We start from the raw sequence: 23,796 nt of genomic DNA on the forward strand, positions 1-23,796 counted from the left end.
GAAAGTTATGAGATTGGAAGTCATCGCTACTTGTATGGATGATGCACTGACGGCTGAGGCGAATGGCGCAGATCGCCTTGAGCTCATTACTGCCTTTACGGAAGGTGGATTAACACCAGGAATAGGGCTGGTGGAGCAGGTGGCCAAATCGGTTAATATTCCTGTCTTTGTCATGGTCCGTCCGCACAGTCGATCATTCAACTATTCCAAGTATGATATTTTGACTATGGCGGCAGAGATCAGACAGATCGCAGCCAGTGGTGCGTCGGGTGTCGTTCTCGGCGCATTAACATCAGAAGGAACGATTGATGAGCGAGCGCTTGAAACATTATTGCCTTTGACAAATGGGTTACAAGTAACCTTCCATCGTGCTTTTGACGAGCTGAAGGACCAAAGTGTAGGTTATCGAACGCTTTGTAATTATCCGCAAATCACTCGTATCCTTACCTCTGCTGGACCTGGTCCGGCAACTGAAGCTATTCCCGCTATGCGTAAGCTAGTAGAGGAATCAAGAGGTGGTTCGATAAGTATACTGGCCGGAAGTGGTCTAAAGCCAGAAGGTATTACATCCTTTATTCAACAGACTGGAGTCACAGAGGTACATTTTGGATCAGCTGTTCGTTATGGAAAAGAAGCTTTATCGCCAATCGATCCAGTAGTCCTGCGGGCGTTAGCTGAGGATATTCATTCTAACGGCTAATAATAGATAGTGAAAAGGTGAATGGTTATGCATAAGGCTGAGAGCTACGTAGTTGGAATTGATTTAGGCGGAACAAAAATTGCCGCGGCGTTGTTTGATTCAAAGGGTACCGTGTTGAATCGGGAATTAATGGAGACAGCCGGCGCGCGTACCGCTGAAGAGGTGGTACAGCGAATGATCGGGATGATCCGTTCCGTATCCGAAGGACGACCGCTGATTGGGGTCGGACTTGCTTCTCCCGGAGCAGTGAATAGCCAGGATGGAATCGTTATTCACGGGACCAATCTTCCTGAATGGGACAATGTTCCGCTGAAGCAGTGGATGGAATCAGAGCTTGGCGTAGAAGTGAAAGTGGTTAACGATGCGAACGCAGCGGCTTGGGGCGAGTATGTAAGAGGAGCTGGCAATGGTTCGAACAACATGGTATATGTTACCTTCAGTACAGGTATTGGAGCTGGAATTGTCATGGATGGCGAGCTACTGCTCGGCACGAACTCATTTGCTGGAGAGCTTGGTCATAATATTATCGACCCGAACGGAACGGAATGTAGCTGTGGTAGATATGGATGCTGGGAAGTTTTCGCTTCGGGCACAGCGATTCGGGACATGGCGCTGCGAAGTATGGAGAGTAGAACGTCGATGATTACGGAACTGGCTAATAGGAGCGGTGAAAAGATTACGTCTCGGCACGTCTTCGAAGCGATGGCACTTAAAGATCCTGTGGCTGTCGAGGTGATTGATCGGACGATTCATTATATGGCGATTGGACTAGCCAATGCGGTACATACGTTTAATCCTGATCGCATTGTAATCGGTGGAGGCGTAAGCAAAGCTGGAGAACTACTGTTTCCGGCCCTGAGAGAGAAAACGGAAGAACTTGTCATGAAGCCGTACAAAGGAACTTATACTATTGAATCAGCTGGTCTCAAGGATGATGTAGGACTTATAGGCGCTGCGGCATTATTTCATACTGCCCTAGGCTAGGTTAACTATTTATCAAAGCTATCAAAAACGGAGGGACTGAAGAGATGGGTACAAGAGAAGAAAGAACGAGATGGTTCTTGCAAGATAGATTCGGTATGTTCATTCACTGGGGATTATATTCCATTCCAGCAAGAGGTGAGTGGATACGTGGGAACGAGCGGATGAGTAGAGAGCACTATATGACGTATTTCGATGAATTTGACGCATCTCGATATGACCCGAAGAAGTGGGCCAGGGCAGCAAAAGCAGCGGGGCAGAAGTATGCGGTTCTTACGACTAAGCACCATGACGGATTCTGCTTGTTCGATAGTAAGCTTACAGACTTCAAGGCGACTAACACGCCTGCTGGACGTGATCTCGTACGGGAATATGTAGACGCTTTCCGAGCAGAAGGCATTGCTGTAGGTCTATACTACTCTATCATTGATTGGCATCATGATGATTACCCTGGATATGGTGATAAGGCCCATCCGGATCGGGATAATGAAGCGGCTAAAGATAAGCCGATCGATTTTGATCGGTACTTGGAGTATATGCATGGGCAAGTGAAGGAACTAATGACGAATTACGGCAAAATCGACATCATGTGGTTTGACTTCTCCTACGACAATATGACCGGAGAGAAATGGAAAGCAACGGAGCTAATCCGAATGATACGCTCTATCCAGCCGAATATTATTATCGACAATCGTTTGGGCGGCAATATCCGCGCGGCTGAGCCAGAAGAATATGCTGGAGATTTCTTCTCTCCCGAGCAGATCATCCCTCCTGGCGGCATTGTTGACGTGAATGGTCAATCGATCCCTTGGGAAGCATGCATTACGCTCAACGATAACTGGGGTTACCATTCCGAAGATAAAAATTATAAATCAACCCAGCAGGTCATTCGCTCGATGGTCGAATGTATCAGCAAAAACGGTAACCTGCTCCTTAACATTGGTCCAGATGCCAAAGGTGAAATGACGCGAGAATCACTTGTCATTCTAGATGAAGTGGGCGAGTGGATGCGTCTGAATGGTGACAGTATTTATGGCTGCGGCAGCTCCTTGCTTGCTAAGCCAGAGTGGGGTCGTTATACGCAAAAGGGGAACAAGTTGTATGCACATGTCTACGATCGTGGAATTGGTCCAATCTATTTCCAAGGCTTGAAGGGGAAGATTAAGAAGGCTAGATTACTGCGAGATGGTACCGAATTGAAGGTAGAAGTACCGTGGATGGCTGAAGAATATTCGGATGTCAACGGTGGAGCATTTATTACATTAAAAGGTGCAAAGCTTCCCGACGAGATGGATACGGTGATTGAGCTCGAGCTATTTAATTAAACCAGACAGAGTGTCCCATAAGTCATGAATGACTGCTGGGGCACTCTGTTGTTTTTCGTTTGAATCGGACACAGATGACCCTAACCGTAGTATTTTTGCATTTTTGGGATGCTAACGGACCGCATAGTCACTATTGGTATGAAAAACACCATATATGAACCTCTTTCTAGGGAATAGCTGCACTGGAGTCCGAAACTCTGTTCAAAAGGTTGGAAATTCACAAATAACGTCATCTGGGTCCGTAACTCTTAGTGAAGGATGATACTATTGAAGCAGGTGACCAACGACTACAAACACATAGCAGCCAGTTTGCAAAAAAATAAACAAAAACTAGAGGCGAGACTTGCGGAAGCCTTCGTAAATATTTACAGCCGCAGCTAAAATGAACAAAGAAATTCCACCACCGACCAACCCTGTTTCAAATTGATTCGTCGTAATGGTAAATAGATCCGACATGTACGTAATGAAATCTTGGTTAAATAGATTCGGATTTATTAGTATAATAGCGAAAACAATGATCGTAATTAGCTCTAAGGCAGTAGTATATAGTGCCAATCCTTTGGTCCACTGTCTCTTGATTAATTTATAAATAGATAATAGGACGTCTAGTCCAATCACTACTATAACCATTGGCCAATACTGAAGTAGCACATCCTGATTAAAAGCCGGGGCTACGAAGTTAAGTGCGCCTTCCCCCCCTCTGTAGACTCCGATCAGATGTTCAGCATTAAAATAAAAAGTCGCCCAGATCGCAATCCACATTAAGCTTCCGAAAACATCGAAATTTGTAATCGCCTTTTTCTTATGAATTGAAGTGATATCCTTCAAATCATTAGGTGTCCATTTGCTCAACTTTGTAGTAAGTGGATGACCATCTTTTCCGTTATCAGTTCGTTCGATAATAGCAAAAACTACGGTTATCCAAAAAAACACTTGGATTCCTACTTCAAGAATACTCGCAATTCCCTTGCTTATAACAGTCGTAACAATATTCACCACTGATTTATCACCGCTATACCCAATCAAATATTCGGCAGTCATCGCGATTAAAGCAACCATTACAGCAATCGGTATAATCATTTTTAATAACGTAATGTATAATTCATAATAGCGCGGTCCGATGAGGTGCATGGGCTGATCGCGATATTCGCTGGCTAGTACTGCGGGATTCCCCAATTTTGCAAGTACAGCCTTCACCTCTTCTTCGCCATGATCATCCGGTAACATATCCTCAATGGTTGATCGTAACTCGAGAGCGATATCCTCCCGAGATTGTTCAGGTAGCCTCCGAGTTACTTCATGGATGTAAATTTCAATTAGATTCATGTTCATCCTCCCCTTGTAATAGGCCGTAGAGTTCTTTCGAATTCTTTAGCCATTCCTCTTTCAGCTGTAAAAAGATTTCTACGCCATAGTCACTTAAGACATAATACTTACGGGGTCTGCTCTCGGATGTATCCCAGTTGCTCGTTACTAATTCCTGTTTCTCTAATCTGCGAAGCAATGGATATAAAGTGCTCTGATCAATCGTAATGCTGGATTGTTCCAATAATTGAACGAGTGAATATCCATACTGGGGTGTTCGTAATTGACTTAATACAGCTAGCGTTAACGTGCCTCTTCTAAGCTCTGTGATTAAAGAATTTAATAAAGTACTCATTCACCCACCTCATTACTATGCTGGTTGTCATACAGTATATGTTTTATACTATGTATCATACACTATTGTTGTTACAGCATCAATTGAAATAAAATAATCTTCTGAAAAAACAAGAAAAATTTTCTATTTGGACTATCGATCTAATTAAAAAGGAGGTTATAAAATGAATTCATTCTATACAGACATACCAGATGCTTCTACATGGGAAGCTATTGAACCGGTTCATAAAGGCTGGTCAAAGGATATGAAATACTACATAAAGGCCCATAACGGCAAAGAACTATTGCTGAGAACATCAGATATCTCCCAATATGATCAGAAGAAACGGGAATACGAAGCTATCCTGCTGCTGGAGGATCAAGATATTTTGATGTCGAGACCGCTTCAGTTTGGAGTGTGCAATGGTGGTCAGACCGTATATTCCTTATTGACTTGGATTGATGGGGAAGATGCGGAACATGTTATTCCTACGCTAAGCGTTGAAGAGCAATATCAACGGGGTCTAAAAGCGGGACAGTACTTAAAATCAATACATCAAATGCCTGCGGGGCAAGATCAAGCACCATGGGCAGATTATTATAATAGGAAAATCGATAAGTACATCACCAACTATAAATCGTGCGGCATTGCTCTAAAGGGAAGCGATAAAGTCATTCACTTTATAGAAGGAAATCGATACTTATTAGAAGAACGTCCGCAAACCTTTCAGCATGGTGACTATCATGTGGGAAATATGATCGTTACGAAGTCAGGTGAACTTGGGATTATTGATTTCAATAGGTTTGATTATGGTGATCCATGGGAGGAGTTTAATCGGATTACTTGGTGTGCTTTTATGAGTCCAGCGTTCGCATCGGGACGAATTCAGGGGTATTTTAATAATAATGTCCCGGACTTGTTCTTTAAAATGATGGCTTTATACATTGCTAGCAACCAGCTATCAAGCATTCATTGGGCGATTTCGTTCGGGGAAGAGGAAGTTGCTAATATGTTGAAACGCGCCGAGAATGTGCTGGAGTGGTATGATGATTTTGATCTTTATATTCCGAAGTGGTATATGGCTAACTCTAAGGATTGAACAAATTCCTCAATGGAGGCAGTTGGAGGTTGAGAATAATGAATATACTCATTGCTGAAGATGAAGCAGATATTAGGAGACTACTAAAGATAAGTTTAGAAGAAAAAGCATTTCATGTCTTTGAGGCGAAGGATGGGGTCGCAGCCTTGGAGATTATGGCTAATCACGAAATTCATCTTGCCTTATTAGATGTTATCATGCCTAAACTCGACGGACTTAATTTATTGCGACAGATTAGAGAGACTAGTCATATTCCAGTCATTTTGTTAACTGCACGAGGTGAAGAAATAGATAAGATTGTAGGTCTAGGGCTTGGAGCGGATGACTATATAGTGAAGCCATTTAGTACTTCGGAGCTTGTGGCTAGAGTAGAGGCGCAGTTAAGACGAAGAAACGTATACGATCTTTGTCAGACGGTAAATGAAGAAACAATTCAATATGGAGATTTAAAGTTAAATCGTAAGGAATGTATGTTGTACATAAATGAAAGGAAGGTTCTTTTAAATGCCAAGGAGTATAAGATATTAGAATGTCTTATGCAGAGTCCGAACCGGATTTTCACACCAAAAAAGTTATATGCAGCGGTGTGGGAAGATGATTTCTATAGTGATAACAACACGATTATGGTTACAATCAGCCGATTAAGAAATAAGATCGAACGGGATCCACATCATCCCGAATATATCATTACAGTGCGTGGACTTGGTTACAAATTCTACAGCTCAGGTAATTAACATGAGGAAGCATAATATATCCTATCAATTGTTAAAAAACTATATCGCGATTTTTCTCATAACAACGGTTATAACGTTATTGGTGATTATAGGTTTGTTATGCATCAATAGATTGGGATCTGAAGATATTATTTATAATCAATTAACGGCATCCAAGCTCATGCAAAATGATTATCGAAGGATTGACACTAGTGTTGTTGAAGATGTCGGGGGTGGATTACAAGTTGTGAATTCCAATTTCGAAGTCGTATACGCCATTGGCGATTATCCTTTTGTCTCTGATCAGATTAGCGTAAAAGAGTTTACGGATTTTTTAATGAATACTGGTTCGAACAAAGATATGATCACCGCTTCATATAATGAGAAGGAACATTTCTGGCTCATTGTCTCTTTACCAATACAAGTGAAAATAACAGGTATTGTTCACTGGAATTCAAATTCACCGATGCAGGACAATACGATAAAAATGCTTGGATTTATTGGGCTAGGTTATTTGTTGATTCTGATCTTAAGCACGATGATTTATGCGAAGATTACCGCAGTTAGTTTCATTAAACCATTAGATCAGCTATCCAATGCTGTTGAAAAGGTACAAAACGGAGATTATTCAGCAAGAGTGAAGGTAGGCGGGAATCAGGAGTTCAGTCAACTGGAGCATGCCTTTAATCATATGGCAGAAGTGATTCAGATTCAGACCTCATTAAAAGAACAGAGCGAAAACAATCGACAAAAACTGATATTAGATATATCGCATGATTTAAAAAATCCATTAACGAGTATTATGGGGTATGCAGAACTTGAACTAAAAGAACAGGGACGCGGTAGAATAGAGCATTTAGAGTTTGCAAAAATAATTTACAAAAATAGCACCCGTGCCAATGAATTGATTCAAGATTTGTTTGAATTATCAAGAATCGAAAGTCCAGAATTTCGATTGGATGTTACAACGGATGATTTCTCAGAATACATGAGAGAAGAATTGATACATATGTTACCCGAGCTTGAGATTGCTGGACTCATCCCCGATTTTGTAATCGAACCAGAAGAAATCATTTTACAGTTTGATAAAAAAAGAATGAACCGTGTATTCTCTAACCTGCTTTATAATGCAATTTCATATCAGGGGAAAGGTTCTAAGTTTCAAGTTGTACTGGAAAAGGTGAGTGATGGAGCAAAACTTACTTTTACAAATGGCGGTCAATCCTCTCCCCTTAACCCAGCAGGTTCTGGTTTAGGATTACTCATTGTTCAGAAAATAATAACTGCTCATGGAGGTACTTTTCTGCTAAATACACAGGACAATCGGTTTGAAATTATGATTTGGCTGAACGGACAAATTTAAGGTCAGTGTAAGATTACGTTAAGTTGTATGAAATTCCCCAATGATACAATGGTTATTAGTCAATTTATTCACAACAATATGCATTGGGGGATCTGTTCATAATGATTAATGATACCATAGGTAAAAAGCATTTCATCATGGGCGTTACATTAGCAGTAATGTACTTTTTTGGACTGTTCTCTTTTCTGATGATTAGACCAGTTATGGGTATCCTTAATTATATTTTTATTATGCAGCCTGAACTAAACAGTCGAATAGCGCTATCGTTAAATAGCCTTATATACATAGGTGTGATTATAGCTTTTTGGGGTTTCTATAAACATGATATACATGATTTTAGACGATACTGGATCCGAAATATGATGTGGATGTTTTGGGGACTTTGTTTGATTATTGTCATAGGGAATATTGTTATCCCTACTCTTATTTCTATCTTTCATCCTGTAGCGAAGTCTGTTAATGAGGTGGATCTACGGTCAATGTTGTCTTCGTATCCATTTATTTATACGGTGAATGTGATCTGGATCGGCCCAATGATTGAAGAACTAGTATATCGGGGAACTATCTTTAGAACGATCCGAACGAAGAGCCGTATTCTGGCTTATCTAGTATCCTCCTTTTTATTTGGATTTCAACATGTCTACAAAGCCGTGGTGTTCCAAAGTAACTATAACGAATTGTGGAACATCTTCTCTTATATGACTGCTGGTTTAATACTTGCTTATCTATATGAGAAAAGAAAAAACATCTTGGTACCTATAGGTGCGCATATGATTAGTAATGGTTTATCGGTGGTTCTCTATTTCTTAAGTTAATACGAAGCTTGACTTCTTATCAGTTTACTAGTATACTCATATTAACAAATCAAATAACAAACAAAATAAACAAACGATGGACGTGACCAAATGAGAAGCAATGGATTCACCGAAGATAACAAATTAAGCTTATTGATCTGGTTGCGGTTAGTAAGGGTATATGAGAATAGTAACGATCTTTCCAATGAGTTCTTGAAGCAATTTGACTTGAGCGTCAATCAGTTTGATACATTGGTACAAATATTAATACATCAGCCTGTATCACAGATGGAAATTGCAGAACATCTAACCATAACTAAAGGCGGAGTATCACATATGTTAGGCCGATTAGAGAAGGAAGAGTTAATTGAACGCAAGCAGGATTGGAAAGTGAAGTACATTACTTTAACGGAAAAGGGTCAGACTCTTATTGAGAAGGTACTGCCCCTGCAATCGGATTTCCAAGCTTCGTTATTCGATCCATTGACTGATGAGGAGAAAAAAGTGTTCTACAGTATGCTTAAGAAGATTCATCGGCATAGTCAAGATGAGAATCGTCTCCCTAGAGGTGTTCAGTAGTGTTACAAAAGCTTTATTGATAATAAAGCTTACTTTTTTTCTTATCAGTATACTAGTAAACTCAAATCCAATAATAAACATAACTCATTTAGGAGGTTTTTATAATGAAACAACAACCAATAAACGGACAACATCATGTATCCATGATTACTAAAGACGCTAAACAAAACTTATGGTTATATACAGAGGTATTGGGACTCAGACTTGTAAAGAAGACGGTCAATCAGGATGATCCATCCATGTACCATCTCTTTTACGGAAATCGTAATGGCGCCCCTGGCACCGAAGTATCTTTCTTTGAAATGCCAAATGCAGGTCAGACTCGCAAAGGGACGAACAGTATTAGTTCTTTCTCTCTGCTAGTACCTAGCGATGAAGCATTGTCGTATTGGGCCAGTCGATTAGACTCCTTTGAAGTTCCTCATGAAGCCATTGTGAGTATAGGGGAACGCAAGTCGCTTACTTTTTATGATAGAGATGAATTGATGGTACATCTAGTATCAGCTGAAAAAGATAACGGTATCGAGCTAGTTGAGCCGTGGATTACAGAAGATATTCCTCCACAGTATGCCATCGTTGGGTTAGGACCCGTTGAATTGACTGTACGTGAGGCTAGCCGAACTAAGGCGGTGTTGGAAGATATTTTAGGCTATACACAAGCTCGGACAGTACCATCCATGGGTGATCCGAAGGTTATGGTGGATATATATGAAACAGGTAAGGGTGGCCTATACACCGAGCTCCAGGTCAAAGAAGTAAATGACAAAGATCGGGAGAGACCAGGTAAAGGGAGTATCCATCATGTGGCTATAAGAGTGAAGGATGTTGAAGAATTAACCGAATGGGCCGCCAAAATCACTGCTGCAGGGTTTAAAAATACAGGGGTCATTGATCGTTATTACTTCCATGCACTGTATTTCCGGGATCCAAACCATATTCTTTTTGAGCTTGCTACAGATGGCCCAGGGTTTGAGATTGATGAATCCTTTGATGCACTTGGAGAGAATTTGACTTTACCTTCATTTCTGGAAGAACGCCGTGAAGAGATTGAATCGAAGCTTCATCCTATCGCTAATACAAATACAACAATGAAAAGAGGACATAATCATGATGGAACAATATAGAATTGATGAGAATAAAGGGTTGGAGCTAGGTTTGTACACATTAGGTGATCACACCACAGACGCTTTAACAGGTAAAGCAATCAGTGAACGGCAACGGATCAAAGAGATCGTAGCTGCTGCCAAATTAGCAGAGGATGCTGGATTAGATGTTTTTGGAGTGGGTGAGAGTCATCAACCGAAATTCATTACCTCTGCAGCCTCGGTCGTCCTTGGAGCCATTGCGAATGCAACCGAACGTATAAAGCTTGTCAGTTCAGCAACAGTGCTAAGTACTGCAGACCCAGTACGTGTATATGAAGACTTTGCGACTTTGGATTTGTTATCTGGCGGTAGAGCGGAGATTGTTGCTGGACGTGGATCGCGTCTCGGTGCTTATGAACTCTTTGGATATGATGTAAGAGATTATGAAGAATTGTTCGAAGAGAAAATTGAATTGCTCATGAAAATAAATGAGAACGATCGTATTACGTGGGAAGGGAAATTCCGCCCGGCATTAAATGATATGGAAATCTTCCCTAAGCCTTTGAATGGAAAGTTACCTATCTGGCGAGCGGTTGGGGGACCCCCAGCAAGTGCAATCAAAGCAGGAAGAATGGGAATTCCAATGATGCTGACAACCCTTGGGGGACCGTCATCTGCATTTAAAGGTTCTGTGGACGCGTATCGTATGGTTGCTGAGCAATCAGGATTTAATCCAGCGGAGCTTCCTATCAGTACAACTTCACTAATGTATATTGATGCTGACTCACAAAAAGCATTCCGCGACTATTATCCATATATCAATCACTTGATGAAAGAGCTTCGTGGATCTTATTATCCGAAAGAACAATTTGCGGAAGCGATGAGTGTGAGAAATGCTCTGCTCGTGGGTAGTCCACAACAAATTATTGAAAAAATCCTCTATCAACATGAGATGTACGGACATAACCGTTTTCTTGCACAGATTGATGTCGGAGGCTTACCTTATGCTCAAGTGGAACAAATTATTGACTTGTTCGCATCAGAAGTGGCACCAGCCGTAAGACGCGCTACAGCTAAGAAATAAGAAGGAGGATTATTATGAAGATTATTGGGATTTCAGGATCCATTGTTGGATCGAAGACTAGAATAGCCGTGCAGCAAGCCCTTAACAATACTATTGAAAAGCATCCGGATTTCGAAGTTGAACTAATTGATCTAGGCGATTATAAGCTAGAGTTTAGTGATGGACGCAGCTACATGGATTACACAGGCGATACCAAAGTTGTTCTGGAGAAAATCATGGCGGCCGACGCGTATATCATCGGAACCCCTGTTTTTCAAGCTTCGATCCCGGGGACACTTAAGAACTTATTCGATTTACTTCCGGTTAATGGGTTCAAAGATAAAATTATCGGAATTGTGGTCACTGCCGGTTCTTCGAAACATTACTTAGTGGCAGAACAACAACTGAAACCGATCCTCTCTTATATGAGAGCGGTGGTGGTTCCTAAGTATGTTTTTATTGAAGAGAAACAATATGACCGGAAAGTAATTGTGGATGATGACATCATTTTCAGACTGAATCGACTAGCGAGTGATTTGGTGAACACCACGAATGCGATGCAGCAAGTGAAGAAAGAGGAAGAAGCAGCGTTCTTCTTTTAAAAAGAATGTCGTTGTATTTCGTGCAACAGAATGGATCCGAACGAAAGTGGATCTGAATTCTGTTGCATTTTTTATTTTGAGGACAATGAAGATTTTCTATTGCACAATAGGCAGGCGTGTTGATTAGCTGATTTTTTGGAAATGGGAAACGTTGTATTGGCTAAGTAAATACCAGACCAAGAAACCAAGCTAACTAGTTCTCACTCTGCGGGAGATCTTACGTGGACGTGGGGGTTTGGTTGTATTTTGTGCAATAGAACGTTGATTAAAGAGTCAGAATGGTCATTTCATTGCACTTTGTACAATTGAAATAGTCTGACACCGTCTTTTTTGTGGATTCCTCGACAATCTATTGCACGAAATACAATAGACGGTACAATTAGATGGTTTCAGGTCGATTCAATTGTACAGAGTGCAATTGAACGTTACATTTTATAGTGAAAAGTTACCAAACAACAATGCAATCAAGTCATAAAGCAGGTATCAGCTGCTCTGACGCTTGGTACCTAAATCGCTCTGACATCATCCCAGACACAAATAGTTGCATTTCGTGCACTTAAACTAACTTTCCTTAAAGGATTTGGCAATATAGTTGCAGTTTGTACACTTATATCAGCCAAATATCCGCCGAAAGCTCCTAGTAACGTTTTTTAACTGCACAGAGTGCAATTAAAATGGTGGAGTATTACATACTCAGCAGGATAGTTGCAGAAAGTGCAACTACCCAGTCGGAGAAGGTGCTATTGTGTCGATCCTAGGAACGGAAGCAAGGAAACGGGAAAGTGAGTGTTGTGATAGTAAAGGCTAGGCAGAGTGGAGGATTTATTTGGCGAAAAAATCTCTATTATACCATAATTTGGTTAATCAACAGGCGTACACAATATGCAATGGAATGGAGAAGAGGAGCAAGTGAAACCCATGAAAAGTCCGCTATTTATCATACATTTTTATTCAAAATTATGAAGTGTATAATGAAAGGATTCATAGTGATTACACATCATTCTAATAAATTTATTTAAAGGAGGAGAAGTGTGACTAAGAACCTTATTGCTAATATGCGGTTACATAACCATATGATCGCAGAACCATTACATCACTCACCAGAGCAGATCGTGAAAAAATTAGGCGCTATGCAAGCGCAAGATTATATGCAGGCGGTTTGGGCTATCGGATTACGTTCTCCAGCTACGAAATTAGCTGATATTGAGCGTGCTATCGCTGACCGTAAAATTATTCTTACTTGGTCGCTGCGAGGTACGCTTCATTTCGTCCCAGCAGAAGATGTTAAGTGGATGCTTCAGCTATCTGCACCACGTTTAGTATCACAAACGAAGCGGAGAATGGCGGAGCTTGGACTAGATGATCAAATACTGGAGCGCTGTAGAGAAATTATTGTGGATGCTTTAAAGGGCGGTAAACAAATGGATCGTTCTGCGTTGCTACAGCTAATTGAAGAGGAAGGCATCCACACTGGAAATCAACGTGGTTATCACATGCTTTGGAATAGTGCTTACCAAGGATTAATTTGTTTCGGGCCGATGAATGGAAAACAGCAAACGATTGTGTTGTTAGAGGAATGGGTGCCAGATAGCCGAGAGCTAACTTACGAAAGATCGTTGCAAGAACTCGCATTGCGGTATTTTACAGCTCGTGGATTGGCGACCGTTCAGGACTTCGCTTGGTGGGCTGGCATAACGCTTACAGATGCGAGACGAGGGCTAGAAGCGGCCAAAAGCGAACTTCAGTCTGAATTAATAGAAGCTAGTGAGTATTGGACGTCTTCAAAACTACAAGCTAGAGCGGAGGAAGATTCGAACGTTTATTTACTACCGGGTTTTGATGAGTACATTTTAGGTTATAAAGACCGGAGTGCTGTACTTGAGCCTGAGACAGCTCCTTTGATTGTTCCTGGGAACAACGGTGTTTTCCTGCCGATGATTATCGTTGGTGGCCAAGTAGTAGGGACATGGAAACGTACATTTAAGAAAAAAGGAATTGAAATTGTCATTCATCCATTTGGAGAGCTTGGAGAAGCAATAGATGCGGTGTTTAAGGCTGCTGAACGATATGCTGCATTTATCGGGCTGCCGATACTCAAAATAAGCGTGTCCGGTCCATTGACATAAGAAAAGAGACCCGAGGGTCTCTCTTTGGTTAATGCTTATAGGATAGCTTAGGAATTAATACGCTTATAATTATCATGTGCAATACTCAATAGTGCTGTATACAACGGTTGAACGTTGAATCTCTTCCCGAATTCGAATTTATAAAATGCAGTCTGTAAGTTGTTGGATTTGTGAAAAGGTGAGGTAATATAGTGTAGGGTGACTTCACAATCATCGAAACCGGTGCCGCCCGTCTCCATAGTGACCTCATAAATAGAGCTGAGATGGATCGAAGCTACACGTGTTTTTTTTCCAGTAACCCCTTGGTGGTCAATAAGAATTAATCTATCATCTGTAATAATGAATGCATCACGGATTAACTTGAAGCCCATTTGAATTTCTTCCTGTGGCATAAGATAAGCTCCGTATTGACTCTTTAATTCTGGAATGGTTACCTCTGAATAGTTTCCCATTAACCCGCCCAAAAAATTGGCCATTAAAATCCCTCCTGTATGTAATTCCTATTTGCTAATGTACAAGAAAACTGTACGTTGTTGATATTCTATATTAGAATATATATTCCTTCTGCTCTTTTTAACGAATTTAGGGAAAATAGAAAAGACTAACCAAAAATATATCTAGGTGTATTATTACAATATTTAATATATTCATCTCCGAACACGGACTTTAAATGCTGTTCTTCCTGTAGAATAAGCAAATGAATGGCGACAATGTTAAGAATGAATATAATAAGTGTTAATGGATTTGGATACATAAGATACAATCCCAGAAACATGAGATCAAAGCCGACAAATGCAGCGTTTCTACTATATTTATATATACCGTGCGTGATGAGTTTTGTTACAGTAGTCTTATCGATCCCAACTCTCCATGAGGTGCGCATGGCAATCATTGCTTGTATGAAAATAAAACATCCGAGGGCCCCAACACCAACGCCGATAAAGTGAATCACAGGATTATCAAAATGTTCACCTACTAGTGTAACTAGGTATGACTCAGCTAAGGAAAACGCAAGCCACGCTGCACCCCACACAAAAGTAGTAATCTTAACGAATAGCTCGGTATAATGGATCTTAGATAGCTTAGATCCTTTCGCTAATACGTTTCCTTTAATATGGTTCTTTTTGTATAGTATGACGAGCTTCAAAACGTAAGAAATAAGGAAAATAGAGAAAAAAATCAAGGATAGGATATTCTTTAGATTGCTCATAATAAATTCCTCCTCATCATAACATATGAATGTTTGCTCATATGTTTGTTTATATTTTATTTCCTGTAGCTGTGCATGTCAACCAGTTTTTGGTTTGGGTGGATAATGTGCAATCAACAGTGTAATGCTGTTCTTCAACTGAAGCCTTATCGCTCCGGTCTACAAATAAGAGGAATGGAATTACCAGGCCGCTCCTATAATTAAATATCCAGAAGCGGTGATCAAAGGGGATTAACGGGGGAAGCCGTAAAGCATTTGCGCGCGAAGGAAATCTACGGGCTTATTTATTGGTATCTCTAAAAAGTATTCAGACTGCCATTTTTGTGTTTTTCGAGCTTGTGTACTCGTAGGACAATCCCAAGGTGGGTAGACTCGCATAGCTCTTTTTCCACCTTCACCTTTATCGGACAGTACATCCTGATCTCTTAGGACAGCTTTTGGAAAGATAAACTGGCCAAAGTAATTCTCTTTCCGTGTACTTATCACGTAGTAATCAACTTGATCTGATACGTCATAGGGTTGGATTGGGCCTTCTTCACTTCTCTCCCATAACGTCACAAACTGCCCGATTTTTGTCGGGGTGATTTTTGCCACACGAAATCTAATAGAGAGCGCGTTTAAGTTAAATACATAGGCTCCATATTCATCATTTTGTGGTTCGAGAATAGGTGGAGAGCAATCAAATTTGCAAGGGTTGTATACAAGTTCCTTGATGGCGAGTAGGTCACTATGTATGGTATCTAGAAAGCCTTGATGTTTAATTTTCATCTGTTCAAATCTCCTGTTTGAGTTCCATATAGGTACCCCTAATGTTCACTATCTTAATGCAAGAATAACGTGTTCACAAGGGTGAATAGAGTAGATGTTCGGATTGTAGAGATCTATAGGAGGGATGAATCGATGGGGAAGAATGTGAAATTACTTTATTGTATACTGGGAAGTGGCGTGCTTGTATTGTTGAACGGCCCTATACTTGGTTACGCTAAACTTGGAATGTTCAGTAGTGGTTATGGAGGAAATATATTTGGTTAGGAATTTCAAAGAAAAGAAAGGAAAGTAAATAGATAGAAGTGAAATATGATAGTGATCTTTGGGGGAGTAGAAGCTTGGAAATGAAGAACAAACATGATGAACAACGGAACTGTCCCTTATGTAAAGAATTAAATCATTGTGGTGCTGACAGTGGTGACTGTTGGTGTTTTCACACGAAAATTCCCACTGAACTACTAGAAAGGGTACCTATAGAACTAAAAGGTAAAGCCTGTATCTGTCAAAGATGCGTAGAGGCGTATACAAACCAACTGGGGGACAAAGATGAGAAAGCCAATAATTGCAGTTGATATGGATGACACGATATGCCATCTAGTCAAACGAGCTATATACCATAACAACAACGATTTCCCCACGCATTTGCTGAAGTACGAGGAGATGCTCGAATGGAATACGGATCATTTACGTCATCCAGATTGTACACAAGATGTATTCTATGGGCGACCTGGACTATATGAGGAGCTTGAGCTGTTTGACGAGCATGTTGTAGGGGAAATGGAGAAGCTACATGACGCGTATGATGTTATTATCGTTACGGCAGCCCAGCCCAATGCAGTTGTTGAAAAATGGAACTGGCTGCAGAAGCATATGCCGTTTATTCCTATTGAAAATTTCTTCCCATGCAAGCGAAAGAATCTTATTAATTATGATCTTCTGATCGATGATGGGGTTCACAACTTGGTTCCTGCATTACAGGATGGAAGGAAAGTACTCTGCATTCCGCATCCATGGAATTTGAGAGCCCGTGAACAATATGGATTTCCATTATTGACCTCCTGGGAAGGCGCTAAAGAGAAGATTGATCAGATACTGGGAGTTCAAGAGAATAGCTGATTTGTGGAGAGTTGTTCACTTAGAACAACTCTCTTTTTTTATGCTGTTCAGATTTTTTTGCCTATTTCTCCGTTAACTACTTCATCTGTCGTAGTAATTATGTTATACTGCAACTACTACGACAGATGAAGTAATCATAGGGGGATACCATTTTTGATAAGCAGTGATGTTATACGTGGTTACAACGATACGATGATCCTCTACATGCTGCTGGATGGGGAATCCTACGGGTACGAGATTTCCAAGAATATCAGACAGCTGACTCAGGAAAAGTATGTCATGAAGGAGACAACGTTGTATTCCGCCTTTACCCGGCTGGAGAAGAACGGGTACATTGAATCCTTTTTCCTGGATGAGAGTCTCGGCAAGCGACGCACTTATTATCGTATTACCCCGCTTGGTCTCGACTATTACAAAGAGAAATGCGAGGAATGGAAGGTTACGCAGGAAGTTGTAAACCAATTTATCAGAGAGTGGTGACAGAGCATGGAGACGATCATAGTATACCTGGATAATATGTTTGCTGGTCTGCCGAAGACTCCGGAACTGGAGCATATGAAGCAGGAGCTGCTGTCCGGGATGGAAGATAAGTACCTGGAGCTGAAGCGAGATGGCAAGTCTGAGAATGAGGCGATCGGTATCGTTATTTCGGAATTCGGCAATATTGAGGAGCTGACTGCTGAGCTAGGCATCTATCCAGCCGGACAGGAGAAGACTGTGCCCATGCTGAGTGAAGAAGAGGTTTATGCTTATGCGGCTGCCAAACGTAGCTCTGGATTATTGACCGGTCTCGGTGTTTTTCTATGCGCATGCGGGGTGGCGTTGTTAATTACGCTTAGTACACTGTTTGAAAATAATGCTGATATGGCTGATAAAGGTTCGATGCTGGGGCTGGTCGGAATGTTCGTGCTGGTCGCTGTAGCCGTTGGGATGTTCATTCACAGCAACATGAAACTCGAGCGTTTCGAAAGTCTAGAGCAAGGCTTTCAGCTACCTTATGCGCTCAAAACGGCACTTCAGCGCAGTCAAGCCCTTTATGCTCCGACTTATCGCCTTGCTTTGATTGTGGGCGTCTGTTTATGTGTGCTGTCGCCGACCTTTATCTTCGCAACTTCGTATGTCAACGATGACTTCGCCGCTTATGGAGTCTCTGCCTTTCTGGTGATTGCAGCAACTGCGGTGTTCTTGTTCATCTATTACGGAAATATCCAAGAAGCTTATACGAAGCTACTGAATGAGCCACATATCGATGCAAAGTAGAAGGATGAAGAACGATTTGTGGGGGCTGTAGCAATGTCTATCATATTCTAAAGCGCAAAAATGACTCCTGATTCATATAGGATCATACCCATAAAGCTTCTCATATACTATCCAGAAAGGAGTTATGAACCTTATGGATAAAAACTGCAAACTAAGCAATGTGACACAAGCTTATCTGAATACTTACTATACTATTCTAAACACCATGATTAGAAGGATGAGCAGCGTACCGCTGTCGTGCAGCAGTTCAGAGACCTTTATAGGGCAGATGATTCCCCATCACGAGGGCGCTGTGCGAATGTCAAATAACGTTCTTCAGTTCAATATCTGCCCAGAGCTAAAACCTATTTTGTATGCCATTATAACAACCAATGCGAAGGCATTAAGCAATTAAAAAAAATACTAAATCAACTCGATCATTGCTAATATAGCCTTATCCATTAAGCGATTGCTTACCCCGGACCTCCGGATCAAAGCGATTGCTTCTTTAGTTTACGACTCAGCTCTATAGCGATATACTCTATATGTTTTTACTTCATCCGGAAAGGGATACATAACATGGGAAATCTGAATTATAATTTAAATTTTGAAATGCTATGTGCAAAATACGAGTTAGGTCATCTAAAAAATGAACCCGAACAGGTAACAGGCGGTCTTCTGCACAGAATGTATCGTCTACAAACGGACAAAGCGCTATATGCAGTGAAAGCACTAAATCCTCAAATCATGCAGCGGGATACAGCCATGTACAACTATACTCTTTCTGAAAAAGTTGCGAATATGGCTTATCAAAATGGAATAAATGCAGTACCGGCCATCGTATCCAAAGATCGATTTATGCATGAAGTTGAGGGTCAATTCTATTTATTGTTTCCATGGGTCGAAGGTAAGGCTTTACCATCAGGAGAAATAGACATGGAGTGTTGTAAATGGATTGGGGAAATCCTTGCGAAAATTCATAAGATTGATTTCTCTACACTTCTTGATCATCATCCTAATGAGAATTTTGAGCCAGTAAATGCATCCACTGTTCGTTGGAATGAGTATGCTCTCCAAGCAAAAGAGGAGGGTTTGGAATGGTCTAATTTATTATTTGATAACCTGAGTAAAATAAATCATTGGGAACAACTTGTTAAATCTTCAGCGGAACAATTATCGAACTATAGGGTTATTAGCCATAGGGATTTAGATCAAAAAAATGTATTATGGGATGTGCAGCACGTACCAATAATTATTGACTGGGAAGCAGCAGGCCCTATCCATCCAACACAGGAGCTGATTGATGTAGCCCTATATTGGTCAGGTTTTGAGTCGGGAAGTATAAGCAATGATGCTTTCTGCACGCTTATTAGTTCCTACCGAGATCATGGTGGCGAGATTTATGCTAACTGGTCCGATGTACTCAACTATGGTTTTCATGGAAAGCTAGAATGGTTAGCTTATAATATCAGACGGTCACTTGGACAGGAGAGTGCGGATGATGCGGAGCGAGAACTTGGAACCCTAGAAGTAATTAGTACAATAACAGCTTTAAATGACTATGATGATTTTATTCCTATGTGTTTATTATGGTTAAGTGATCTTTAAGTTGATTTTATCTAATCCGGTAAAGGAGAACTTATCATGAATGTAGTAAACGCTACTATGGAGGATATAAGAGGGTGGCTTGAGCTGGCGGCAGAAGTGGAGTCTCTTTTTGGGCCGATGGTAGATGATCCGAACTTCACGCTAGCCTTAGAAAAAAATATCATTCGTCAAAGCGCTTTTTGTATACGAGAGAATAATGGTTCGGCAGGTTCACGATTACTTGGAGGCGTGTTATTTTCTTCATCCAATGCTCCTAACTACAAGATTGGGTGGCTATCTGTTTCAAAGCAAGAAAGAAATAAAGGAGTCGCAACAGCCCTGCTTAACCACATTATCCAAAGTATCGAAACTCCATCAGAGATTCTCGTTACTACTTTTGGTGAGGATCATCCAGAGGGTCAACCTGCTAGACGATTTTATCAGAAGTTTGGTTTCGTTCCTATGCAGGATGGGGTTCCAAATGGCCTCGAAGGTGGCTCAAGACAAAATTTCAAGCTGACGATCGCTCACAAGGATTCATTATGAAAAAAATAATTGTTTTATCGGCGATTTCATTGTTCTTGTTAGCGATTTCTTTTAGCCCATTATTCAATTATATCCGAGAGTATATTATTTCAGATCAAATCAATCAGCGTTATGAGATAGACCATGCTGAAAAAGGATACAATACGTTAAACGTTCAAGAACTAACGATTGATGATAAGAATATTAAGATCCAAGAAGAAAATACAGGCAGGAAAGCAGAATTGACCCTTTGGGATGAGGATGAAAATGTCCCACCTGGTGATATTGTGAAAATTCAGTATCTATTGAATGGTCAAAAAGTCTCAACTTCTGATGAAATATGGCTGTCTAATCGGGATAGAGGAAGCAGGTATTTCTCATGGATAGATATTCTCACGGTTAAGGATCGAAAGACTGGTGAGGAAGAAATAAGTATTGTCCAAAGACTTACCGATGATAGTCAACCAATGGACAAGAGAAAATGGAAAATAATCACGATTTTACATGATGGAAGCGTAGAAGAAAAAGTGCTAAGTTATGCTCAAAGAAGTGATAATCATCTAGGCGTCAAGCTTATCGAATTCTCTGGTACATCACGTATGAGTATGGGCTATTATTCGGATATAACAAAAGGCTATCCCAGCGTATTCTTCCCTCTCATATTTCCGTTTCTAACCTCAGTGGTGGGAATCTTTTTATTGATCATTATAGTTGTTTTATTATTGATGGAGTTTCATTTCAGACGCGTTATTAGGAAAAGATAGCGATAAAAGCGATTAGGTACGCCCTAAAGTTACTTATAGTTACGAATTACCTTTAACTTGGTCAAGGTTAATAAAGCAAACAGAAGTAGCAAGACTCCGATGGAACCCATGACAGGGGCTGGACTATAATGATCGGATAGGAATGAAACGGCTGTTAGACCAAGTGAGGGTGCTACACTCATAATGGAGCCTAGTACACCGAAGACTCGACCTTGTATATCCTCCGAAACTTCCAGTCTGAGGATGGTATTAATCAGCAATGTACAGAATGAGAACATGAAGCCAATTAGAAGAATGATGGGAATGGCTAACGCAGCTGTTGTAACGAACGATAATAGGAGGTACATGGGACCCAGACATAGCAGCCCAGTCATGATCAGGAAGCCGCGATTCTTTAATTTAGAGCCAAGAAACAATATCATGCTGGAACCAATCACATAACCTAGTGGAATACAGGCTTCCATGAGGCCAAACTGAAAGGGACTAGAATTCCATACTTTGACGGCCATAACTTGCGTTAGCATCAGTGAAGGCATAAGGAACAAAGTGAGTGTGGGGAGCATTATGATAATTGCTCGTGCAAAGGGATATCTCCAAATATAACGAACACCATCGGCAAGATCTTGCGTGAATTTTCTTTTTTCTTTATGTGCGTAATTCACTCGGTTAGGTAGCGGAAGAGAGCGGACGGCCAGAACCAGTAAAAAGGAAACAAAAAATGTAGCCCCATCAAATAATATAGCATCGGCCGCTCCAAAACTCGCTACAAAAATACCTCCAGCCGAGAATCCGATAGTCCGACAGATGTTCTCCGACAAGTTCAGAATCCCGACCGCCTTTTGCACATGTTCTTTGCCGACAACTGTCGTAATAGAAGCTTGATACGCAGGGGATTGGAATAAAGCTGAGACTGTCGTAAGTCCTGTCAGTATGGCCACGATAATGAATGATGTTGAAGACATAGAAATAGCTAAAGCAAGCGTAAGTGCTAGACCGCAGCTTATCAGATCTGTGATCAGCATGATTGTTCTGCGATTGATCCTGTCTGCAACTGTACCTCCGATTGATCCGAGCAAAGAACTAAGCAGTAAATTGATTATCGTAATAATGGCTATCATTTTAGCGCTTCCAGTCGTCTGAAGCACCCATAAACTTAAAGCAATGCTGTGAAAGGTATTTCCAAACAAGGATATAGAATAGGAGCTGAGTAGTAGCATAAATCTCCGATTTCCCCAAAGGGGTGGATAGGATTGAACGGCGGTAGATGCATGTTTTGCTAAAACAGGATCTGTCATGGGTTACTCTCCTCTCAACTTAAACGCTTAAGTGAATATCGAAAAAAAATTAATCAACAAAATTAATCAACAAAATAACGATTATTCTCTTGTCTGGAATAGTCAGAACGATTTAATAACTCTTGCATTAATTCAAAAGCGGTAGCTGCTTTATCCCCTGTGAATACGAATTTCTGAACGTCTTCTCCGAGCATTTCTGGGCAATTACAGGTACAAAGAACAGAAAGACGTGCGAATACCTCGGATTTTTCAACATAACTTCCGATAAACTCATTAATAACGATGGCTTCTTTGTAGCTCCCCTCCGATAAGATTGTATTCAATTCCTCCAGATTTTGAACTTTAAATATCGCTTTCTCAGGTAAAGGAAGACTGTCTTGGATAAAGTGAGTGAGCAGGGAGTTATTGAAGCACTCCATAATTAAACATACCTGCGAAAGATCCTCCGGCATTACCTTTTGTAGAGCTAAACGATAATTGTAAAGAACTTGCTTAAACAGCTTATCTTCAATCATGCTGTCGATCAAAATCAAGGGGATTCCTTCTACAAAATGCTTGGAAATCGAATAGAAGGCTTCATCGCGGACATCGATCAGAAAGACGGCTTCGAGTTTTCTTTCGACGATGATATCTAGAGAAGGATGCTCTGTACCAAGAGAGTATAACAGCGTATGATATCCGGCATCTGTTAAACGCTGTTCCAAAGCACGGATAAATGTGAACTGGGCATAGAGCTTCCAAGGTGGCATATGGGCAGAATTATTGACAAGTATGCCTATCAATCCTGTTTTTTTATTGGCAAGTGAACGGGCTGCTAGATTAGGAATGTAATGAAGCTCTTCCGCAAGCAACAAAATTTGATTACGGGTCTTCTCAGGAATGGTTTGGTTATCGACGCGGTTCAGAACATAGCTCACAGTTGCAACAGAGACATTAGCCCGGAGCGCGATGTCCTTCATTGTAGTCTTTTTCACCAGTAAACTTCTCCCTTGCTGAGATATTTATTTCCAAATATTATCACTAAAACTTGAGAAGAGTCAACGAGTGACTTTATACCAAGAAGAAAATGATTCCTTGTGATCATTTTAATAATTTGGGTAAATAGATTTAAGAAGCTAAATTAGTCAGCGAGAAGAGGTGTAACTCATGGATACGAATTCTACACGAGAAGAAAGAGCGCTGTGAAATCGCTTTATATACTGACACAAATTCGTGAAATAATT

The 23,796-nt window shown here is 40.7% G+C and carries 28 protein-coding genes; 21 read left to right on the forward strand and 7 right to left on the reverse strand.

Annotated elements, in window-relative coordinates; translation table 11 throughout:
- Window positions 1-7 precede the first annotated feature (7 nt).
- The 3 genes from NSS67_RS13455 to NSS67_RS13465 are packed head-to-tail and all read left to right on the forward strand — an operon-like array spanning window position 8 to window position 3,006.
- A complete protein-coding gene (locus tag NSS67_RS13455; protein WP_339319999.1) occupies window positions 8-700 on the forward strand; it encodes a copper homeostasis protein CutC in 693 nt (230 codons plus the stop codon).
- 27 nt (window positions 701-727) lie between these two features.
- Entirely contained in the window at window positions 728-1,684 is a 957-nt protein-coding gene (locus NSS67_RS13460) for an ROK family protein (RefSeq protein ID WP_339320000.1), read from the forward strand.
- Between the two features lie 44 nt (window positions 1,685-1,728).
- Window positions 1,729-3,006 (forward strand): alpha-L-fucosidase, encoded by a 1,278-nt coding sequence (locus NSS67_RS13465; RefSeq protein ID WP_339320001.1) that lies wholly within the window; start codon window positions 1,729-1,731, stop codon window positions 3,004-3,006.
- Between the two features lie 330 nt (window positions 3,007-3,336).
- Here the strand turns inward: NSS67_RS13465 and NSS67_RS13470 are convergent, their stop codons facing one another.
- Window positions 3,337-4,332, reverse strand: coding sequence for a hypothetical protein (locus tag NSS67_RS13470; RefSeq protein ID WP_339320002.1), 996 nt, complete (start codon window positions 4,330-4,332; stop codon window positions 3,337-3,339).
- Complete coding sequence (locus NSS67_RS13475) at window positions 4,319-4,666, reverse strand: PadR family transcriptional regulator (RefSeq protein WP_339320003.1); 348 nt, start codon at window positions 4,664-4,666, stop codon at window positions 4,319-4,321. The genes NSS67_RS13470 and NSS67_RS13475 overlap by 14 nt, the downstream gene beginning before the upstream one ends.
- 163 nt (window positions 4,667-4,829) lie before the next feature.
- On the opposite strand from NSS67_RS13475, the gene NSS67_RS13480 reads away from it, so the two are divergent.
- From NSS67_RS13480 to NSS67_RS13520, 9 genes are all read left to right on the forward strand, one after another.
- Window positions 4,830-5,744: a phosphotransferase family protein gene (locus NSS67_RS13480; protein WP_339320004.1), complete on the forward strand. Its 915-nt coding sequence runs from the start codon at window positions 4,830-4,832 to the stop codon at window positions 5,742-5,744.
- A gap of 38 nt (window positions 5,745-5,782) precedes the next feature.
- Window positions 5,783-6,478, forward strand: coding sequence for a response regulator transcription factor (locus NSS67_RS13485; protein ID WP_339320005.1), 696 nt, complete (start codon window positions 5,783-5,785; stop codon window positions 6,476-6,478).
- Between the two features lie 28 nt (window positions 6,479-6,506).
- Window positions 6,507-7,820 carry a HAMP domain-containing sensor histidine kinase gene (locus NSS67_RS13490; RefSeq protein WP_339320006.1) on the forward strand — a complete coding sequence of 438 codons (1,314 nt, stop codon included), beginning with the start codon at window positions 6,507-6,509 and terminating at the stop codon, window positions 7,818-7,820.
- A 101-nt stretch (window positions 7,821-7,921) separates the two neighbouring features.
- Window positions 7,922-8,635, forward strand: coding sequence for a type II CAAX endopeptidase family protein (locus tag NSS67_RS13495; protein WP_339320007.1), 714 nt, complete (start codon window positions 7,922-7,924; stop codon window positions 8,633-8,635).
- 90 nt (window positions 8,636-8,725) lie between these two features.
- Window positions 8,726-9,193 (forward strand): MarR family transcriptional regulator, encoded by a 468-nt coding sequence (locus NSS67_RS13500; protein WP_339320008.1) that lies wholly within the window; start codon window positions 8,726-8,728, stop codon window positions 9,191-9,193.
- 104 nt (window positions 9,194-9,297) lie between these two features.
- A complete protein-coding gene (locus NSS67_RS13505; protein ID WP_339320009.1) occupies window positions 9,298-10,317 on the forward strand; it encodes a ring-cleaving dioxygenase in 1,020 nt (339 codons plus the stop codon).
- Entirely contained in the window at window positions 10,301-11,362 is a 1,062-nt protein-coding gene (locus NSS67_RS13510) for an LLM class flavin-dependent oxidoreductase (protein ID WP_339320010.1), read from the forward strand. The genes NSS67_RS13505 and NSS67_RS13510 overlap by 17 nt, the downstream gene beginning before the upstream one ends.
- A gap of 14 nt (window positions 11,363-11,376) precedes the next feature.
- Window positions 11,377-11,943 carry an NADPH-dependent FMN reductase gene (locus tag NSS67_RS13515; RefSeq protein ID WP_339320011.1) on the forward strand — a complete coding sequence of 189 codons (567 nt, stop codon included), beginning with the start codon at window positions 11,377-11,379 and terminating at the stop codon, window positions 11,941-11,943.
- Window positions 11,944-12,974: 1,031 nt separating this feature from the next.
- On the forward strand, window positions 12,975-14,069 hold the full coding sequence (locus NSS67_RS13520) for a winged helix DNA-binding domain-containing protein (RefSeq protein ID WP_339320012.1): 1,095 nt from the start codon (window positions 12,975-12,977) through the stop codon (window positions 14,067-14,069).
- 47 nt (window positions 14,070-14,116) lie between these two features.
- Here the strand turns inward: NSS67_RS13520 and NSS67_RS13525 are convergent, their stop codons facing one another.
- The 3 genes from NSS67_RS13525 to NSS67_RS13535 all read right to left on the reverse strand — a co-directional run bounded on the left by NSS67_RS13525 (window position 14,117) and on the right by NSS67_RS13535 (window position 16,047).
- Window positions 14,117-14,545, reverse strand: coding sequence for a PH domain-containing protein (locus NSS67_RS13525; protein WP_339320013.1), 429 nt, complete (start codon window positions 14,543-14,545; stop codon window positions 14,117-14,119).
- 125 nt (window positions 14,546-14,670) lie between these two features.
- The gene (locus tag NSS67_RS13530; RefSeq protein WP_339320014.1) at window positions 14,671-15,279 is read right to left on the reverse strand and encodes an isoprenylcysteine carboxylmethyltransferase family protein; all 609 of its coding nucleotides are present in this window, start codon (window positions 15,277-15,279) and stop codon (window positions 14,671-14,673) included.
- Window positions 15,280-15,510: 231 nt separating this feature from the next.
- Window positions 15,511-16,047 carry a MepB family protein gene (locus tag NSS67_RS13535; RefSeq protein WP_339320015.1) on the reverse strand — a complete coding sequence of 179 codons (537 nt, stop codon included), beginning with the start codon at window positions 16,045-16,047 and terminating at the stop codon, window positions 15,511-15,513.
- 132 nt (window positions 16,048-16,179) lie between these two features.
- Here NSS67_RS13535 and NSS67_RS13540 point away from each other — a divergent pair, with 132 nt between their 5' ends.
- The 9 genes from NSS67_RS13540 to NSS67_RS13580 all read left to right on the forward strand — a co-directional run bounded on the left by NSS67_RS13540 (window position 16,180) and on the right by NSS67_RS13580 (window position 21,278).
- Window positions 16,180-16,311, forward strand: coding sequence for a hypothetical protein (locus NSS67_RS13540; protein ID WP_339320016.1), 132 nt, complete (start codon window positions 16,180-16,182; stop codon window positions 16,309-16,311).
- A gap of 80 nt (window positions 16,312-16,391) precedes the next feature.
- Window positions 16,392-16,619 (forward strand): cysteine-rich CWC family protein, encoded by a 228-nt coding sequence (locus NSS67_RS13545; RefSeq protein WP_339320017.1) that lies wholly within the window; start codon window positions 16,392-16,394, stop codon window positions 16,617-16,619.
- Window positions 16,594-17,163, forward strand: a complete 570-nt coding sequence (locus NSS67_RS13550; protein ID WP_339320018.1) for a hypothetical protein — start codon at window positions 16,594-16,596, stop codon at window positions 17,161-17,163. Before NSS67_RS13545 ends, NSS67_RS13550 begins: the two co-directional genes overlap by 26 nt.
- 153 nt (window positions 17,164-17,316) lie before the next feature.
- Window positions 17,317-17,643: a PadR family transcriptional regulator gene (locus NSS67_RS13555; RefSeq protein ID WP_339320019.1), complete on the forward strand. Its 327-nt coding sequence runs from the start codon at window positions 17,317-17,319 to the stop codon at window positions 17,641-17,643.
- A gap of 6 nt (window positions 17,644-17,649) precedes the next feature.
- Window positions 17,650-18,423: a permease prefix domain 1-containing protein gene (locus NSS67_RS13560; RefSeq protein WP_339320020.1), complete on the forward strand. Its 774-nt coding sequence runs from the start codon at window positions 17,650-17,652 to the stop codon at window positions 18,421-18,423.
- Between the two features lie 133 nt (window positions 18,424-18,556).
- On the forward strand, window positions 18,557-18,817 hold the full coding sequence (locus NSS67_RS13565) for a DUF305 domain-containing protein (RefSeq protein ID WP_339320021.1): 261 nt from the start codon (window positions 18,557-18,559) through the stop codon (window positions 18,815-18,817).
- Between the two features lie 164 nt (window positions 18,818-18,981).
- Complete coding sequence (locus tag NSS67_RS13570) at window positions 18,982-20,010, forward strand: aminoglycoside phosphotransferase family protein (RefSeq protein ID WP_339320022.1); 1,029 nt, start codon at window positions 18,982-18,984, stop codon at window positions 20,008-20,010.
- 36 nt (window positions 20,011-20,046) lie between these two features.
- Window positions 20,047-20,535 carry a GNAT family N-acetyltransferase gene (locus NSS67_RS13575; protein ID WP_339320023.1) on the forward strand — a complete coding sequence of 163 codons (489 nt, stop codon included), beginning with the start codon at window positions 20,047-20,049 and terminating at the stop codon, window positions 20,533-20,535.
- Window positions 20,532-21,278 carry a hypothetical protein gene (locus NSS67_RS13580; RefSeq protein ID WP_339320024.1) on the forward strand — a complete coding sequence of 249 codons (747 nt, stop codon included), beginning with the start codon at window positions 20,532-20,534 and terminating at the stop codon, window positions 21,276-21,278. The genes NSS67_RS13575 and NSS67_RS13580 overlap by 4 nt, the downstream gene beginning before the upstream one ends.
- 29 nt (window positions 21,279-21,307) lie before the next feature.
- Here NSS67_RS13580 and NSS67_RS13585 read toward each other — a convergent pair whose 3' ends face one another.
- Both NSS67_RS13585 and NSS67_RS13590 read right to left on the reverse strand, forming a co-directional pair.
- A complete protein-coding gene (locus NSS67_RS13585) occupies window positions 21,308-22,573 on the reverse strand; it encodes an MFS transporter (RefSeq protein ID WP_339320025.1) in 1,266 nt (421 codons plus the stop codon).
- A gap of 62 nt (window positions 22,574-22,635) precedes the next feature.
- Window positions 22,636-23,547, reverse strand: coding sequence for a LacI family DNA-binding transcriptional regulator (locus NSS67_RS13590; RefSeq protein WP_339320026.1), 912 nt, complete (start codon window positions 23,545-23,547; stop codon window positions 22,636-22,638).
- Window positions 23,548-23,796 lie beyond the last annotated feature (249 nt).

Source organism: Paenibacillus sp. FSL R10-2734, assembly GCF_037963865.1.
In the GTDB taxonomy this organism is placed as follows: domain Bacteria; phylum Bacillota; class Bacilli; order Paenibacillales; family Paenibacillaceae; genus Paenibacillus_AQ.

Excerpts from the sequence above, each read along its gene's own strand:
- NSS67_RS13455 (WP_339319999.1), top strand. The coding sequence starts at position 8 with ATGAGATTGGAAGTCATCGCTACTTGTATGGATGATGCACTGACGGCT.
- NSS67_RS13460 (WP_339320000.1), top strand. The coding sequence starts at position 728 with ATGCATAAGGCTGAGAGCTACGTAGTTGGAATTGATTTAGGCGGAACA.
- NSS67_RS13465 (WP_339320001.1), top strand. The coding sequence starts at position 1,729 with ATGGGTACAAGAGAAGAAAGAACGAGATGGTTCTTGCAAGATAGATTC.
- NSS67_RS13470 (WP_339320002.1), bottom strand. The coding sequence starts at position 4,332 with ATGAATCTAATTGAAATTTACATCCATGAAGTAACTCGGAGGCTACCT.
- NSS67_RS13475 (WP_339320003.1), bottom strand. The coding sequence starts at position 4,666 with ATGAGTACTTTATTAAATTCTTTAATCACAGAGCTTAGAAGAGGCACG.
- NSS67_RS13480 (WP_339320004.1), top strand. The coding sequence starts at position 4,830 with ATGAATTCATTCTATACAGACATACCAGATGCTTCTACATGGGAAGCT.
- NSS67_RS13485 (WP_339320005.1), top strand. The coding sequence starts at position 5,783 with ATGAATATACTCATTGCTGAAGATGAAGCAGATATTAGGAGACTACTA.
- NSS67_RS13495 (WP_339320007.1), top strand. The coding sequence starts at position 7,922 with ATGATTAATGATACCATAGGTAAAAAGCATTTCATCATGGGCGTTACA.
- NSS67_RS13500 (WP_339320008.1), top strand. The coding sequence starts at position 8,726 with ATGAGAAGCAATGGATTCACCGAAGATAACAAATTAAGCTTATTGATC.
- NSS67_RS13505 (WP_339320009.1), top strand. The coding sequence starts at position 9,298 with ATGAAACAACAACCAATAAACGGACAACATCATGTATCCATGATTACT.
- NSS67_RS13510 (WP_339320010.1), top strand. The coding sequence starts at position 10,301 with ATGATGGAACAATATAGAATTGATGAGAATAAAGGGTTGGAGCTAGGT.
- NSS67_RS13515 (WP_339320011.1), top strand. The coding sequence starts at position 11,377 with ATGAAGATTATTGGGATTTCAGGATCCATTGTTGGATCGAAGACTAGA.
- NSS67_RS13525 (WP_339320013.1), bottom strand. The coding sequence starts at position 14,545 with ATGGCCAATTTTTTGGGCGGGTTAATGGGAAACTATTCAGAGGTAACC.
- NSS67_RS13530 (WP_339320014.1), bottom strand. The coding sequence starts at position 15,279 with ATGAGCAATCTAAAGAATATCCTATCCTTGATTTTTTTCTCTATTTTC.
- NSS67_RS13535 (WP_339320015.1), bottom strand. The coding sequence starts at position 16,047 with ATGAAAATTAAACATCAAGGCTTTCTAGATACCATACATAGTGACCTA.
- NSS67_RS13540 (WP_339320016.1), top strand. The coding sequence starts at position 16,180 with ATGGGGAAGAATGTGAAATTACTTTATTGTATACTGGGAAGTGGCGTG.
- NSS67_RS13545 (WP_339320017.1), top strand. The coding sequence starts at position 16,392 with ATGAAGAACAAACATGATGAACAACGGAACTGTCCCTTATGTAAAGAA.
- NSS67_RS13550 (WP_339320018.1), top strand. The coding sequence starts at position 16,594 with ATGAGAAAGCCAATAATTGCAGTTGATATGGATGACACGATATGCCAT.
- NSS67_RS13560 (WP_339320020.1), top strand. The coding sequence starts at position 17,650 with ATGGAGACGATCATAGTATACCTGGATAATATGTTTGCTGGTCTGCCG.
- NSS67_RS13565 (WP_339320021.1), top strand. The coding sequence starts at position 18,557 with ATGGATAAAAACTGCAAACTAAGCAATGTGACACAAGCTTATCTGAAT.
- NSS67_RS13570 (WP_339320022.1), top strand. The coding sequence starts at position 18,982 with ATGGGAAATCTGAATTATAATTTAAATTTTGAAATGCTATGTGCAAAA.
- NSS67_RS13575 (WP_339320023.1), top strand. The coding sequence starts at position 20,047 with ATGAATGTAGTAAACGCTACTATGGAGGATATAAGAGGGTGGCTTGAG.
- NSS67_RS13580 (WP_339320024.1), top strand. The coding sequence starts at position 20,532 with ATGAAAAAAATAATTGTTTTATCGGCGATTTCATTGTTCTTGTTAGCG.
- NSS67_RS13585 (WP_339320025.1), bottom strand. The coding sequence starts at position 22,573 with ATGACAGATCCTGTTTTAGCAAAACATGCATCTACCGCCGTTCAATCC.